This is a genomic window from Methylotenera sp. (genome assembly GCF_029946165.1).
Lineage (GTDB): Bacteria > Pseudomonadota > Gammaproteobacteria > Burkholderiales > Methylophilaceae > Methylotenera.
Genome location: NZ_JAQSDZ010000022.1, coordinates 122,791 through 137,509, shown reverse-complemented (window position 1 = coordinate 137,509; position 14,719 = coordinate 122,791). Strand labels below are relative to the sequence as shown.

The window sequence follows — 14,719 nt, the reverse complement described above, 5'->3', positions numbered from 1 at the left end:
GTTAATATTGAAGGAGTGGGCTGAGATTTAAAGCTAATCTACTACAGCCCCAAATGGAATACTCAATATACCAACGCAGAAAACGAGCAGTCACGTTAAACAAGATTTTCAAAATGATATTAACGGGCTACGTGGGATTAGTGTTTTAATGGTGGTTTTATATCACTTTAAATTAGATTTGTTTGCCGGTGGGTTTATTGGTGTTGATATTTTTTCGTGATATCTGGTTTGCTGAAAAATAGTTTTCAATATTTTGATTTCGTTTTAAAACGAGCATTACGAATTTTTCCAGCACTATATTCCCTTATGTTTTGTTTATTCGTACTTGGAGCGCTAACATTTGCCCCAACAGACTTAAAAAGTCTAGCAGAAAAATCACTTCAAGCAGTCATTTTCAACTCCAATAATTACTTTGCTGATAAACAAGGTTCTTTTACTGTAGGCGCCGAAGATCAGTGGTTTTGTATACATGGTCATTATCGGTAGAGTAGCAATTTTATGTGCTTTATCCAGCATTAATCTGGCTTTGTTCCAGCGTGGATAATCTCCAATGGAGCTTTACTCTCGCAGTATGTTCAATTGGGCGCCATTCAATTTCTTGAGTCTAGCTAAATATCTAAAGCTCTAGGGCTTTAATTCTTTTACTAATAAAACAATAAATAATGAATAGTGTAAACTATTGTTAAATCTGTAATTTACTATTGAATAACTAAAAATATGCAAAACAAAGTTTCAATCATCATCCCAGTTTATAACGTTGAAAATTACTTAGAAGAGTGCTTATTATCAGCAATAAATCAGGATTATGAAAACATTGAAATTATTGTCGTGGATGATGGATCAACCGATAGTTCTGCTAAAATAGTTGAGAGATTTAAGTCTGATTATCCTCAGATTAAAACTATTCGAACAAAAAACCAAGGGCTATCAGCCGCAAGAAACGAAGGCTTGGAGCTAGCTACTGGTGACTATGTTTTATTTTTAGATAGTGATGATTGGTTTGTGAGCAATGCAGTTTCCGCCTGTGTTGATGTCATAATAAAAAATAATTTAGATATAGTTCTATTTGGCGCTCAACCGTTTGTTGATGCTGCGCCAGAGCAGGAAACAGGTTTAGATGGATTCTATGGCAGGCCGCCACAACTCAATAGTCAAGTTTTTGCATCTTCTGATTATTTTATAGAGGCGCTAGCGCTAAATCACTATGTGGTACAGGCTTGTATGTATATGTATAGCCGAAGTAAGTATTCAGCTTTACGTTTTTATCCTGGCATGCTTCATGAAGATAACCTTTTTACGACGCAGTTACTTTTAAATGACGTGAATGCAAGATTAATATGTTTACCTGATAGATTGTTCCAGCGGCGCTTCCGTGCGGATTCAATCATGACTCAAAATAAGCAGCAGCGACATGTTGATGGATACTTTACTGTCATTCATGAGTTAATAAAATTGTTACCATTGCACCAAGGTAATACAAAGAAAGCTACAAAATATTTTATTACGAAGTTGCTGGACGAGATTCTGGTTATTTTAAACCCCGTTTATGGTTGGCATATTCCTATAAAAGCTAGGGCAAAAATGTTATCTAGTTACTTTAACTCCGGTCTTTTCCCTTCTTATTTAAAATTATTCGTTAAGATTTTAGTTCCAGGAACCTTTGGTCTTTGGACACGCCTGAAAGGTAAATATCTTTAGAGTGATGTTAAAGCGATTACTCATTAATAAATCTTTAAAGGCATAAAGTGAAAGTCACAATTTACACACCAACAAAAAATAGAAAAGAAGCGCTTGCAAAGGCGATAGATTCAGTTTTGAATCAGACTTACCAAGATGTTGAAATGATTGTCGTCAATGATGGCTCAACTGATGGAACAGCAGAGTATTTAGAAGCTAAGGCAAAGCTTGATAGTCGCCTAAAATTCTTTAATAAAACAACTTCAGAAGGCGCGCCAGTTGCTAGAAATCTTGCGATTAAAAATGCCACTGGTGACTTTGTCACAGGCTTAGATGATGACGATGAGTTCACACCAGAGCGAATTCAAGCGTTTATACAGTATTGGGAGTTGCTAACGAATTTAGGATTAAAGCCTGCGTGTTTGTATGCTCAAGATGTTGTGACCCGACATGGCGAGGTCTATTTCATCAGCCAGAAAAAAGGCATGCTGAAAGCAGATGATTTATTCGAGTTTAATTCCATAGGTAATCAGGTTTTTGCGCCTAAATCACACTTTGTTGATGCAGGTTTGTTTAATGAAACTTTACCTGCATGGCAAGATATGGAAATGTTTATCAGGATTTTGAAAAAATTTGGTACAGCTCATCTGCTTGATTGTGCAACCCAAATTTATGATGACACACCTAAACAAGACAGAATTTCAGTTAAGGCTGAGAGTAAAATCCGCGATGCTTATAGACAATTTTCCCTTCTGCATACAGAGCACTCTGCTAGAAATGCTCAAGCTTTAATGTTACAAATGTTCTCAAAGTTTTATGGGGTGCGGCCAGGTTTTACTGATTGGGTGAATTTTATTAAGCTAGGTTTTTGGCCTAAAGGGTTTTTAAAGTTGGCTCTGGCAACTTTTAGGCCATAAGCCTTTAATTTATTGCACCTAATTGATTGAATTTAGTTTTTAATTATTGATGATTGGTTGATTGAATATGAAGTCTTACAAAATATGTGTTGCCGGAACAGGTTATGTTGGTCTTTCAATTTCCGTGTTACTCGCGCAAAATCATCAAGTGGTTGCTTTAGATATTGTGCCCGAAAAAGTAACGATGCTTAATCAAAAGCAATCAACCATTGCTGATAATGAAATTGAAGATTATCTTAAAACTAAGACGCTGAACTTTAAAGCTACGCTTAATAAGGAAGAGGCTTATGAAGGCGCGGATTACGTAGTCATTGCTACGCCTACAGATTACGAAGCTGAAACGAACTCTTTTAATACCAGTTCTGTTGAGCAGGTCATTCGAGATGTAATTGCTATCAATCCTACTGCGGTAATGGTGATTAAATCGACTATTCCTGTAGGATTCGTGGCGAGCATTAAACAAAAGTATCAAACTGAAAATATAATCTTTTCACCAGAATTCTTGCGCGAAGGTAAAGCCTTGTACGACAACCTTTACCCTTCGCGAATTGTGATGGGTGAGCAGTCAGAGCGCGCTGAAATTTTTGCAGGCTTGTTGCAACAAGGTGCTATCAAAGAAAATATTCCAACGCTTTACACAGATAGTACCGAAGCTGAGGCGATTAAGTTATTCTCAAATACCTATCTAGCAATGCGTGTAGCCTATTTTAATGAGCTTGATACCTACGCAGCTACACATAATCTTGATACTCGCCAAATTATTGATGGCGTATGTTTAGACCCGCGTATTGGACAGCACTACAACAACCCATCATTTGGCTATGGCGGTTATTGTCTGCCTAAAGATACAAAGCAACTTCTAGCAAACTATCAAAATGTACCGCAAACATTAATTAAAGCAATTGTTGATGCTAATACCACTAGAAAAGACTTTATTGCAGAGGATGTATTAAAACGCAAACCTCATGTAGTAGGAATTTATCGCCTGATTATGAAAGCAGGCTCAGATAACTTCAGAGCTTCTAGCATTCAGGGTATTATGAAGCGCATAAAGGCTAAAGGTGTTGACGTGATTGTTTATGAACCAGTAATCACTGAATCTGAATTTTTTAGATCTCCGATAGTGAATGATTTAGAAGACTTCAAAAAGCGCTCTGACGTTATTATTGCTAATCGCATTACCGATGATTTAAGCGATGTACTAGATAAAATTTACACGCGTGACTTGTTTGCTAAGGATTAGTACTCTCTTTAAGTTACATTCCATACAGTAACAACAAGTAACATTAAAGGATAATCAATTGGTCAACTCTACCTCGTCAACGTCAAAAACAACCCTTATATTAATTGTGATAGGGTTAATAGTAGCTGCCTTTGTTGGAGTTTTTGTTGCCGCATTTGGCTCTGTTATAGGTGAGCGCTATGGGCTCCTTTTGGCGCTACCAGCAACGATGATCATTGGTTTTTTATTCCTCTTTAACCGTTATGCGTTACTACTTTTAATAATGCTATCTAGAGCATCGCTTGATGTGATTTTGGAATCAACTCGGCTGGGAAGTTTTGGGCTGGGTGCGGTACTAAATGCGCTAATCATTATTATTGCATTGATAGCGATTTTCGAGCGCCCTAATCCCGTTCAAAAAGTCATTAGACAAACTTGGTTAATATTTTTAATCATTGCATGCGCCTCTATATTCATTTCACCCGTAAAATTTATTGCAGTTAAAAGCTTTTTAGCTTTATTGTCTTATGCATCTATATTCGCTGTAGCGATTGTAGTTATTAAAAATGAAGAGGATTATGGCCGTTGGATGAAGGTTATACTTTTCTCTTCAATCCTGCCTGTCATTTATGCATTTGTTGATATAGCAAAAGGTGGTTATCACGCACAGGCATCGGAGGGGTTTAGAATTAGCAGCACGTTTTCTCATCCGAATGTTTTCGCATTCTATTTGGTGTTAATCATTAGTTTGGGTTTTTATTTTTATAAAACTAAAGCAGAATATATCCCGGTGTTTATACGCCGAGTACTACCTGTCTATATTTTATTGTTAATTGCACTTTTGGTGCTTACTAAAACCCGTAGCGCATGGGCTTCTTGCTTTGCTTTTTTTGCTTTGTACGCAATATTATATGAACGTAAATATCTGGTTTATATTTTATTATCACTAGTTATCGCTTTGATGATTCCTGAAATACGGGATCGCCTGTTAGACCTTGGCCAAGGAAACGAGGTTATCAATTACAGCAAATTAAACTCGTATGCATGGCGTAAGTTAATTTGGCAAGATGGTTTTAATTTTATGAATCCGGTGCACTATTTTAGTGGCTATGGATTAGATGCATTTATGGAAAAATCTCCAGATTTTTTCACCATGGCGGGAGGTCGTAAACATGGGGCGCATAGTGTATTTGTGCAACTCTTCTTTGAAACTGGTGCATTAGGCTTAGCTGCTTATGTGTGGCTACACGTTAAAATGGTCATGTTGTTAATACCATTTTATAAAAAAAATAAACTCATGATTTTTACGATGATTATGTTCTTGCTAGAGTTCGCATTTGAAGCATATGCGGATAATATGTTGGCATATTTATCTTACACATGGTATTTATGGTTTGTATTGGGCGCGACTTATGCTGTTAATTATTCAGTTCAACAGAATAAAGATGTCGCGGAAGAAGGGCCGGTTGATAGCAAAAGGCTAACTACTGTTTAACCTAAATTTTGTTAATCTTTCATCTATATTGCTCTTAATTAAACTTTTATTAGATGATCGAGTTTAATGCTGTAAATCATTTTTTATAGCAGGCCCAATTGCATTTCTCGCTACATATTCTGATGCGGGTAAAGTTAAATGGCCATAATCCCAGGTGACTAAGCTATTTTTATAGTCAGAGCCCAAATAGGTTAAGCATCCTTGATTGTTACAAAGAATATCTAACATTGATATATAAACTACAGACTTTTCTGTAGGGATTAATGCCTTCATCTTTAAATCCGTGTTAAATACTTCTGGGGCTAGATTCTCTTTGGTTCGACTAGGCTTGCGTTCCCATAAATGCCGTGCAAAGTATCTATATAAATACTGTTGCCAGTCTGGAACAGGACCAACAATAATAATTTTTTGAACTCCGTACGATTTTAATGCTGTTATAGTCTCAACCCAATGGTTATTTTCATGCCCATGTCTTTGAGCTAAAACTACAATACTGGGTTTTGCAGATTTAATTTTACCGAGAGCGTATTGGTTTGCCTTATCGCAATTGCTCTTCATCCCATCTTTAATAAAATTCACATTAGGCGCACAGCCAAAACTAGCAATTTGTAATAAAGAAATATTGTCAGAAAGTAATTTACTTAGACCGAAATTGAGATGTTGCGCGTGAGAGTCCCCCCAAATAAATACCGCTTTGTTAGATTCAGGGGTGTAGCAATCCTTGTTTACATCCGCTTTTAAACTTCCATCCGTTCCAATAATATTACAGTCAAATTTGTAGTTCAATTTTAGGTTTGCAGAGCTTTGATATTCTATGTAGTGATTCACAAAGGCATTAACATTATCTATTGGTTTAGTCGTAAGAATTTTTGAGTCTATATATCCATAAATACCTAAAGAAAATAGCATTAATGCTAAAACATACGTTTTAGCATTAGATTTTATTCCGAATCGTATAGGCTTTTCGACAGTTACATATGTTAGCCAGCCCATGAAAAAACTGAAAACTACGGCAATAACTCTATACAATAAGGGCGAGGCTCCCATTTCAATATGCAGAAATGATAATAACGGCCAATGCCATAGATAAACTGGATAACTAATTACTCCAATAAAAACAGGAATTGGATTGGATAACAAAGTTCTGTTTGCATAAGCATCTTTTCCTGCTGCGATAATTAATACACTGCCTAAAGTAGGTAGAAGCGCCCACCAACCAGGAAACAAGCTAGATTTATTAAGAAATAGGACACAAACAGCTATCAGTATGAAGCCTACGCATGAAGATAAATTCTTAATAATTATTTTATGCTGTATAAAGTATTTAGGTAATGGTTGTTTAGCTGGATTTGTATGATAGTAAGCTAGCAAGCTACCTAGTAACAATTCCCAAAATCTTAATTGTGGTAAGTAGAAAGCTGCAGATTGGTTAGATTTAAGTACAAAAATACTGGCCGTAAAAGATGCTGTGATTAAAAGGATTATCGACCATGGCTTAATAATATGGCGCTTCCAAAGTAGCATTAATAGAATAGGCCAAATAATATAATACTGCTCCTCTATGCCTAAAGACCATAAATGTAAAAGCGGTTTTGTTTCTGCGGTTGTATCAAAATAGCCAGACTTTATATAAAAGAATATGTTTGCAACAAAACTAACCGCTGCAATTAGGCTGTCATTAAAGTCTAGTATTTCATTTCTGAAACTGTAAAAATTGCTAAGTAGAGTTGTAGATAAAAGTACAAATATGAGCGCTGGGAAAATTCTGTTAATTCGTTTCTTATAAAAGTCCCAGAAACTAAATTGGTTAGATGATAATTGCTTAAATATTATCCCTGAAATTAAGTAACCAGAAATAATAAAGAAGATATCAACGCCAATATACCCCCCCTTAAAGATATTAGGAAAAGCATGAAATCCAACAACTAGACACACAGCAACCGCTCTTAATCCATCAATGTCTAACCTATAGCCATGATGTTGAGTTAACGGACTAGTGAAGCTTAGCTTTGATTTAAGAGGGTTTATCATCTTAATTATTAATAAAATTTTAATTTGGCATCAAAATGGCTAATCGTCTAATTTAATTTTTAATTTTAGTATAATGTAAAGCATGGGGTTTATTTACTCTAATGCTAAATTTTTTTAGGGACATCTGCTTGTTTAATTAGGAAATTATGGAAAAAGAGCGCTTTCAAGTACTTGATGGGTGGAGAGGTTTAAGTATTTTATTTGTACTTACATGTCATCTTCTACCCGTAGGACCTGCTTTTCTGCATATTAATAATGCACTAGGAAAACTAGGTATGGTGCTATTTTTTACATTATCGGGATTTTTAGTCACTCATTTTTTGATTTCTCGGCCAAATGTAGTGGACTTTCTAATTAGGCGATTTCTTAGAATATTGCCGTTAGCTTGGCTTTATATATTAGTAGCGCTTCTTTTAAATCCAGTTTCTCGTGATGCATGGATGGCGCATTTATTTTTCTACGCAAATTATCCTCCCAAGCCTTTGATAGATGTGACCGATCACTTATGGAGCTTATGTGTTGAAATGCACTTCTATTTAGGGCTTGCGCTTATAGTCTCGCTTTTTAAAAAGAAAGGTTTAATGCTGATACCTATCATTTGTTTATTTATAACGATGCTAAGGGTGATTTATACGCAGTACTATAACGTTGTCACTCATTTTCGGGTGGATGAAGTCTTGGCAGGAGCTACTCTGGCCTTAATTTATAACCGTCAATTAGGAAATGAGTTAATAAAATTTTTGAGTAAAGTTAACTACGTCTATATTTTATTACTGCTGTTTATAGCATGTCACGAGGATACTGGATTTATGAATTATTTTAGGCCTTATCTAGCTGCAACATTAGTAGGTGCTACACTATTTAATCAAAAAACGCGTTTGACTAAGGTATTAGAGCATAAATGGCTTTTTTATATAGCATCCATCTCTTATGCTTTATATGTCATTCATCCATTAATGGCATCAACTTGGTTAGGTAGTGGTGATACTATTGAAAAGTACGCTAAGCGCCCGCTATTATTTGCTGTTGTATTTTTAATGGCACATATTTCAACTTTTTATTATGAACATCCAGTAATGGCATGGGGTAAAACGGCATCCAAGAAGTTTAAGATGTTAAGGCGTGAGTAAAACTTATCTTATGCGGAGTTTTAAATGCTTATTTTAAATATCAAAAGATATTTGACGAAATGTTTTCTGATAGCATTTCCAACTCTTTTGTTATTGCCCATGGTCTTACAAGCTCAAACCGCTTTACCTACAGATAAGGTGTTTTCGGCAAACAGCTTTTGGTATACGCCTATCCCTAGTTCTGTTACTTTGCATGCTAATTCCGCTGCGTTCGTATCTGAGTTCATTCGACAGAAAAATGCTTACTATGGAACGGTAGGCATTAATACTTTTAGATACGCAAGCCCCGTATATTATGTTGAAGCAAATATACGAAGAGTTAAGGTAAAACAGTGGGACTGTCAACATAAAGGCTTTTTAGATAAAAGCTTGGCCGAGCAATGGGCTAACGTGCCAATTCCTAGCTATGCACTTCCGGCAGGTGGCAGAGATGCGGAAATGACAGTTTATCAAGCTTCGACCGATACTTTATGGGAGTTCTGGAAAACCCGCAAAGTCAATGGGCAGTGGCAAGCATGTTGGGGAGGACGAATCGAGAACGCTTCTTTAAGTGACGGGGTTTTTAATAGTCACTATGGTACTACGGCTACAAGCTTACCTTTTATAGGCGGTCAGATCACAGCGGAGGAGCTGCAACGCGGCGAAATCAAACATGCCATTGGAATATCACTGGTAGAGGCAGAGGATTGGAAAATTTTTTCTTGGCCAGCGAATCGCTCAGATGGATTAAATCCTAATCATGAGCCTAATCGTATTCCAGAAGGTTTGCGCTTTAGGCTTGACCCTAAAGTTAACATTGATAAATTGAACATGCATCCAGTAGGTAAAACTATAGCTAAAGCTGCGCAAAAATATGGTTTTGTGATTTGGGATAAAGCTGGGGCTATTACCTTACGTGCGCAAAATCCCTATTCATATATAGGTTTCAGAAAGCCCAATCCGTATGACGCTTTATTTGGTGGAGCTAGGCAATCCAAAATATTAGAGAACTTTCCTTGGGACAAGTTACAGTTTTTGCCTGTTGATTACGGTAAGCCAAAGTAACTCTATTTGTCTCCTTTTGACCTTTCAATTTAAGAAATATTCATGCCCGATCAAAATGCAGTGTTAATTGCTAACTTCCCTGTGCGAGATACCACACGGAGTAAATTAGTAAACCTTATATATAATTGCATTTTGACGAATCAAAAATGTATTTTATTTTTCGCAAATACAAATTTTATTGTCACATGTGACACATTGAAAAGCCGCATGAGGAATGATGATATCTTCATAGTTAACGATGGATTGGGGATGGATATTGCCTGCATGTTGTTACATGGTAGAAAATTTAAATCTAATTTAAATGGGACGGATTTCATGCCGTATCTGTTTAGCCACTCTAAACGAAAACTGCGGGTTTTTTTACTAGGGGGTAACGCCGGGGTTTTAGAGGGCGCAGCTGATTTTGTTGAGAATAAGCTAAATCACCAAGTAGTCGGTACTTGTGATGGTTATAACGGGATAAAGGATTCAAAAGACTTAGTTAAAACCATTAATGATGCTTCCGCAGAAGTAATTTTAGTTGCGCTAGGAAATGCTCAGCAAGAGGAGTGGATTTTGGCAAATTATCAGAAAATTAACGCTAATTTCTTTGCCGGAGTTGGTGGCTTATTTGATTTTTGGAGCGGGTATAAACCACGTGCGCCAAAATGGGTGCAAAAAATTCGCATGGAATGGTTATATCGATTATGTCTAGAGCCTAAAAGACTTTATAAACGTTACACGGTAGATATCTTTAGGTTTTTAGTGAACTGTATTAAGTATAGGAAGCAAGTTGTTAAATAATCTTATATTAATAAATAGTTATTGAATAAATGCCTAGACTCTCAAGCCTTTGAGATTGATTATAATTAGGAGTTATAAATGAATGTATTAGTAATTGGCGGTGCAGGATATATTGGTTCGCACATGGTGAAAATGTTGTTGGATGCAGGACATCAAGTGGTTACATTTGATAATCTGTCATCTGGTTTTCGCGATGCTGTTTTAGGCGGAGAATTTGTAAAGGGTGATTTAGCTGATACGCAATTATTATGTGAAGTGTTTGAAAAATATCAGCCTGAAGCAGTCATGCATTTTGCTTCTTATATTCAAGTAGGTGAGTCAGTTCAACACCCAGCAAAGTATTATTTTAATAACTTTACTAATACGTTGAATTTACTCAATACCATGGTGAAATATAACGTGAATAACTTTATATTCTCTTCTACTGCCGCCGTTTTTGGCGAGCCTGAATATGTACCAATTGATGAGGCGCATCCTAAAGCGCCATTAAATCCATATGGACGATCTAAATTAATGGTGGAGCAAATATTAGGCGACTATGAGCATGCCTATGGTTTGAAATCGGTTTGCTTACGATATTTTAATGCTGCAGGTGCTGATCCTTCAGCATTGTTAGGCGAGCGTCACGAGCCTGAAACTCATTTAATACCATTAGTTCTACAAGCTATTTCAGGCAAACGCACTCATATCAGTGTTTTTGGCCGCGATTATGATACCCCTGACGGTACCTGTATCCGCGACTATATACATATTGTTGATTTATGTTCAGCGCATTTATTAGCGCTTACAAAGTTAGTTAAAGAGGGTGTGAGTCAGCGCTTTAATTTGGGTAATGGTGCGGGGTTTTCAGTCCAAGAAGTGATTTCAGTGGCTGAAAAGGTCACGGGGAAAAAAATTAAAGTGGTTGATGCTCCAAGGCGTGATGGTGATCCCGCAAGACTAGTGGCTGATGCGACATTAGCAAAAAACACACTTGGTTGGTCTCCGATTTATACTGACTTAGCTACGATCATTGCTCACGCTTGGGCATGGGAAGTTAAAGTTAAGTAGAAGGTATATAGGTTTTTAACTTATTTTAGTAGGTGTTAGAGAGATGGGTAAATTAATCATGGAGTTAACTATCAAATGACTGCGGCCTTCGTAATATTGGCGCACCGTAAACCCGAGCAAGTTGCACGTTTGGCAAATCGGCTTGCTCCTCACCATGTATTTGTCCATATAGACATCAATGTAGACGATAGTCTTTACAGTGAGTTTTGCCGTCTGCTTGAAAATCTTCCACATGTCACCTTAATTAAGCGACACCGATCTGCATGGGCGTCTTGGGGTATAGTAGCAGCAGTGCTGGAAGGGATAAAAACCGCGCTAGATCAAGCTCCTTGGACCCATGTCATGGTCATCAGTGGTCAAGATTATCCATTAATGAGTTCAAGCCAAATGGAGGATTTCTTCAATCAGCATATTGGTCAGTCTTTCTTAGCTCATTGGTACCTGCCATCCAAGTTATGGGGCGGTGATGGAGGTATGTATCGTGTTAAATATTGGCATACACCATTTAAAGGCAGGCGAGTCTTTATACCAATTCCAAGACGCCAACCCAAAGGCATTAAGCATGTGGGCGGGTCTATGTTCAGTTGTTTAAGTAGAGAAATGGCTAACGAAGTGATTTCGTTTACACAGAGAGAACCGGAGATAACCAATTTTTATAAGCACGTTTGGATTCCAGATGAGCTATTCATCAGTACCGTAGTGATGAATAGTGCATACAAAGATTCTGTGATAGGTGAAAGTTTATCTTATATTCGGTGGTCAAATCCGGGTAGCCCGCATCCCGATGAACTGAAAATTGAAGATGCGCCAGAGTTGATCCGAGCAGGAAAAGACGGTTCTAAAGTAGGTGGATATGGTCGCAAAAAGCTGTTTGCTAGAAAAGTATATATTGAAAATCACTCTCAATTGCTTGACGCCTTAGATCAAGCTGCTAAAAATGAATAACAAGGAAGTGAATTTGAACAAAATGAAGGTGGCATATTTAACTAGTCAATATCCTAAAGTGAGCCATAGCTTTATTAGACGAGAAATTCTCGCACTAGAAACTAATAATGTTGAAGTGAGCCGAATATCCGTTCGAGGGTGGGATGGCGAGCTAGTGGATCCTGTAGATATAGACGAGCGAAAAAAAACGCAATATGTTTTACAAAACGGTATTGCAGGTTTGTTGTCTGCTACTTTAAAAGTTTTTTTGAATACCCCCATTAGCTTTTTTAAAACGCTTGGTTTAGCGATTAAACTGGGTATTAGGGCTGATAGGTCATGGCCGTATCATTTAGTTTATGTACTAGAGGCATGCCAAGTGCTATTGTGGCTCCAACAAAGCAAGGCACAGCATATGCATGTACATTTTGGCGCAAATGCCACTGAGGTGGCCTTGCTAGTGCGTACCTTAGGTGGGCCTAGTTATAGTTTTACTATTCATGGCCCGGAAGAGTTTGATAAGCCAGAGTTTATCAAGCTTGCTGAAAAGATTAATGGATGTGCTTTTGTCGTGGCGATTTCATCTTATTGTCGCAGTCAAATTTACCGCTGGATTCCTTACTCACAGTGGTCAAAAGTAAAAGAAGTGCATTGTGGTATTGAAGATGCATTTCATAATATTAGCCCAGTACCTATTACGGCTAAGCCAGCGTTGGTGTGTATAGGCAGAATTTGTGAGCAAAAAGGCCAACTGTTGTTGATCGATGCAGCTAATATTTTAGCCAAAAAAGGCATCGATTTTGAGTTGGTATTAGGTGGTGATGGTGAAATGCGCCAAGAGGTGGAGGCACAAATTAAACGCCATGGCCTGAACGACAAAGTGCGTATTACGGGCTGGATTAGTAGCGACCAAGTACGCAATGAAATTTTAAATGCAAAAGCTTTGGTATTGCCTAGTTTTGCTGAAGGTTTGCCTGTAGTAATTATGGAGGCGATGGCACTTAGACGACCTGTAATTAGCACCTACATCGCGGCGATTCCTGAATTAGTGATTACTGGTGAGAATGGCTTTCTTTTCCCTGCAGGAGATGTTGATGCTTTAGCTGAAACATTAGAGAAATTTTTAGCGTTGCCCAATGAGCAGTTAACCCAAATGGGTGAGTTAGCATATAAACGTGTACTAGAAAGACATTCAGCGAGTACGGAAGCGAATAAATTGGCGCAATTATTTAATGAAACAGTTGCTAATAATCAGGCTAACGCATGATAGTTCTTGAGATATTTTTCTGGCTAGCAATTGTTTTGATAAGCATCCCAGTGCTTACTTTTTTTGTGCAAATCATCATGTCGCTGATGCCTTCGCGCAATAAAAGTCGCGATGCAAAACTCACATCATTCACAACCATATTGATTCCTGCACATAATGAATCTACAGGCATCACTGAAACTTTATTGTCTATTAAGTCCCAGTTAACACCTAATATTAAAGTGTTGGTTGTCGCCGATAATTGTAATGATGATACTGCGGCAGTCGCTAGAAGCCATAATGTTGAAGTGATTGAACGGTTTCATGAGACTAAACGCGGTAAAGGCTTTGCGCTTGATTATGGTATTAAACATTTAGCTAACAATCCGCCTGAGATTGTATTGATACTTGACGCAGATTGCGTACTTGGCGAGAGTACAATTTCAACCTTAGTCCATGAAGCAATACTATATAAGCGTCCTATTCAGGGCTTATATTTAATGCATGCCAGAGCTGATTCACCACTGAAAATAAAGATTGCAGCCTTTGCTTGGGCAGTTAAGAATTGGGCTAGACCGCTAGGGTTTCATCGACTAGGTTTACCTTGTCAATTGATGGGTTCTGGAATGGCATTCCCTTGGCCGGTCATAAGCCAAGTTAATTTAGCGAGCGGTCATATTGTGGAGGATATGAAGCTGGGCGTGGATTTAGCTAAGCTAAAACTTGCACCGATATTTTGCCCTAAGGCGCTTATTACTAGCGAGTTTCCTAGCAGTGCTGAGGGTATAAAAACCCAGCGTACGCGCTGGGAACACGGTCATATTGGCATGATTGTTAAAGAGGGTTTGCCTTTAATAAGGCAAAGTATTCAACAGGCTAACTTGAATATGTTGACTCTAGCGCTTGATATGTGTGTGCCGCCACTAGCTTTGCTTGTGCTGATTATTTCTTCGCTGAGCGCAGTGGGTATTTTGATGCTGATATTGACAGGGCAGTCGACACCATGGTCTTGGGTTCTGTTAGATTTGCTATTAGTCGCTACCTCGGTAATATTGGCATGGGCTAAATTTGGCCGCAATATCGTTAAGTTCTCCGAGCTATTAATGGTGCCGTTTTATGTTCTTGCGAAAATCCCGTTGTATATCAAATTTGTGTTTAAACGCCAATCTGAATGGGTGCGCTCTAAGCGCGATAATTAAA

At 37.7% G+C, this 14,719-nt stretch carries 12 protein-coding genes; 11 read left to right on the top strand and 1 reads right to left on the bottom strand.

The window, feature by feature from the left end:
* Positions 1–717: 717 nt before the first annotated feature.
* From PSV17_RS11920 to PSV17_RS11905, 4 genes are all read left to right on the top strand, one after another.
* On the top strand, positions 718–1,698 hold the full coding sequence (locus PSV17_RS11920; RefSeq protein WP_300482890.1) for a glycosyltransferase family 2 protein: 981 nt from the start codon (positions 718–720) through the stop codon (positions 1,696–1,698).
* A 47-nt stretch (positions 1,699–1,745) separates the two neighbouring features.
* A complete protein-coding gene (locus PSV17_RS11915) occupies positions 1,746–2,594 on the top strand; it encodes a glycosyltransferase (protein WP_300482887.1) in 849 nt (282 codons plus the stop codon).
* 67 nt (positions 2,595–2,661) lie between these two features.
* On the top strand, positions 2,662–3,837 hold the full coding sequence (locus tag PSV17_RS11910) for a nucleotide sugar dehydrogenase (protein WP_300482884.1): 1,176 nt from the start codon (positions 2,662–2,664) through the stop codon (positions 3,835–3,837).
* A gap of 58 nt (positions 3,838–3,895) precedes the next feature.
* Positions 3,896–5,311, top strand: a complete 1,416-nt coding sequence (locus tag PSV17_RS11905) for an O-antigen ligase family protein (protein ID WP_300482882.1) — start codon at positions 3,896–3,898, stop codon at positions 5,309–5,311.
* A gap of 63 nt (positions 5,312–5,374) precedes the next feature.
* On the opposite strand, the gene PSV17_RS11900 is transcribed toward PSV17_RS11905, so the two are convergent.
* Entirely contained in the window at positions 5,375–7,342 is a 1,968-nt protein-coding gene (locus tag PSV17_RS11900; protein WP_300482880.1) for an acyltransferase family protein, read from the bottom strand.
* A gap of 146 nt (positions 7,343–7,488) precedes the next feature.
* Between PSV17_RS11900 and PSV17_RS11895 the strand changes: the two genes are divergently transcribed.
* The 7 genes from PSV17_RS11895 (at position 7,489) to PSV17_RS11865 (ending at position 14,718) form a co-directional block, all read left to right on the top strand.
* Positions 7,489–8,472: an acyltransferase gene (locus tag PSV17_RS11895; protein ID WP_300482878.1), complete on the top strand. Its 984-nt coding sequence runs from the start codon at positions 7,489–7,491 to the stop codon at positions 8,470–8,472.
* A gap of 99 nt (positions 8,473–8,571) precedes the next feature.
* Positions 8,572–9,516 carry a DUF4124 domain-containing protein gene (locus PSV17_RS11890; RefSeq protein WP_300482876.1) on the top strand — a complete coding sequence of 315 codons (945 nt, stop codon included), beginning with the start codon at positions 8,572–8,574 and terminating at the stop codon, positions 9,514–9,516.
* Positions 9,517–9,558: 42 nt separating this feature from the next.
* Entirely contained in the window at positions 9,559–10,299 is a 741-nt protein-coding gene (locus PSV17_RS11885; protein ID WP_300482874.1) for a WecB/TagA/CpsF family glycosyltransferase, read from the top strand.
* Positions 10,300–10,377: 78 nt separating this feature from the next.
* Positions 10,378–11,349, top strand: a complete 972-nt coding sequence (gene galE / locus PSV17_RS11880; protein ID WP_300482872.1) for a UDP-glucose 4-epimerase GalE — start codon at positions 10,378–10,380, stop codon at positions 11,347–11,349.
* 75 nt (positions 11,350–11,424) lie between these two features.
* Positions 11,425–12,294 (top strand): beta-1,6-N-acetylglucosaminyltransferase, encoded by an 870-nt coding sequence (locus tag PSV17_RS11875; protein WP_300482871.1) that lies wholly within the window; start codon positions 11,425–11,427, stop codon positions 12,292–12,294.
* The gene (locus tag PSV17_RS11870) at positions 12,287–13,540 is read left to right on the top strand and encodes a glycosyltransferase (protein WP_300482870.1); all 1,254 of its coding nucleotides are present in this window, start codon (positions 12,287–12,289) and stop codon (positions 13,538–13,540) included. Before PSV17_RS11875 ends, PSV17_RS11870 begins: the two co-directional genes overlap by 8 nt.
* A complete protein-coding gene (locus tag PSV17_RS11865; protein ID WP_300482869.1) occupies positions 13,537–14,718 on the top strand; it encodes a glycosyltransferase family 2 protein in 1,182 nt (393 codons plus the stop codon). Before PSV17_RS11870 ends, PSV17_RS11865 begins: the two co-directional genes overlap by 4 nt.
* Position 14,719 lies beyond the last annotated feature (1 nt).

Coding starts and splice junctions, on each gene's coding strand:
- PSV17_RS11910 (WP_300482884.1), top strand. CDS start 2,662: ATGAAGTCTTACAAAATATGTGTTGCCGGAACAGGTTATGTTGGTCTT.
- galE (WP_300482872.1), top strand. CDS start 10,378: ATGAATGTATTAGTAATTGGCGGTGCAGGATATATTGGTTCGCACATG.
- PSV17_RS11870 (WP_300482870.1), top strand. CDS start 12,287: ATGAATAACAAGGAAGTGAATTTGAACAAAATGAAGGTGGCATATTTA.
- PSV17_RS11895 (WP_300482878.1), top strand. CDS start 7,489: ATGGAAAAAGAGCGCTTTCAAGTACTTGATGGGTGGAGAGGTTTAAGT.
- PSV17_RS11865 (WP_300482869.1), top strand. CDS start 13,537: ATGATAGTTCTTGAGATATTTTTCTGGCTAGCAATTGTTTTGATAAGC.
- PSV17_RS11890 (WP_300482876.1), top strand. CDS start 8,572: ATGGTCTTACAAGCTCAAACCGCTTTACCTACAGATAAGGTGTTTTCG.
- PSV17_RS11900 (WP_300482880.1), bottom strand. CDS start 7,342: ATGATAAACCCTCTTAAATCAAAGCTAAGCTTCACTAGTCCGTTAACT.
- PSV17_RS11920 (WP_300482890.1), top strand. CDS start 718: ATGCAAAACAAAGTTTCAATCATCATCCCAGTTTATAACGTTGAAAAT.
- PSV17_RS11885 (WP_300482874.1), top strand. CDS start 9,559: ATGCCCGATCAAAATGCAGTGTTAATTGCTAACTTCCCTGTGCGAGAT.
- PSV17_RS11875 (WP_300482871.1), top strand. CDS start 11,425: ATGACTGCGGCCTTCGTAATATTGGCGCACCGTAAACCCGAGCAAGTT.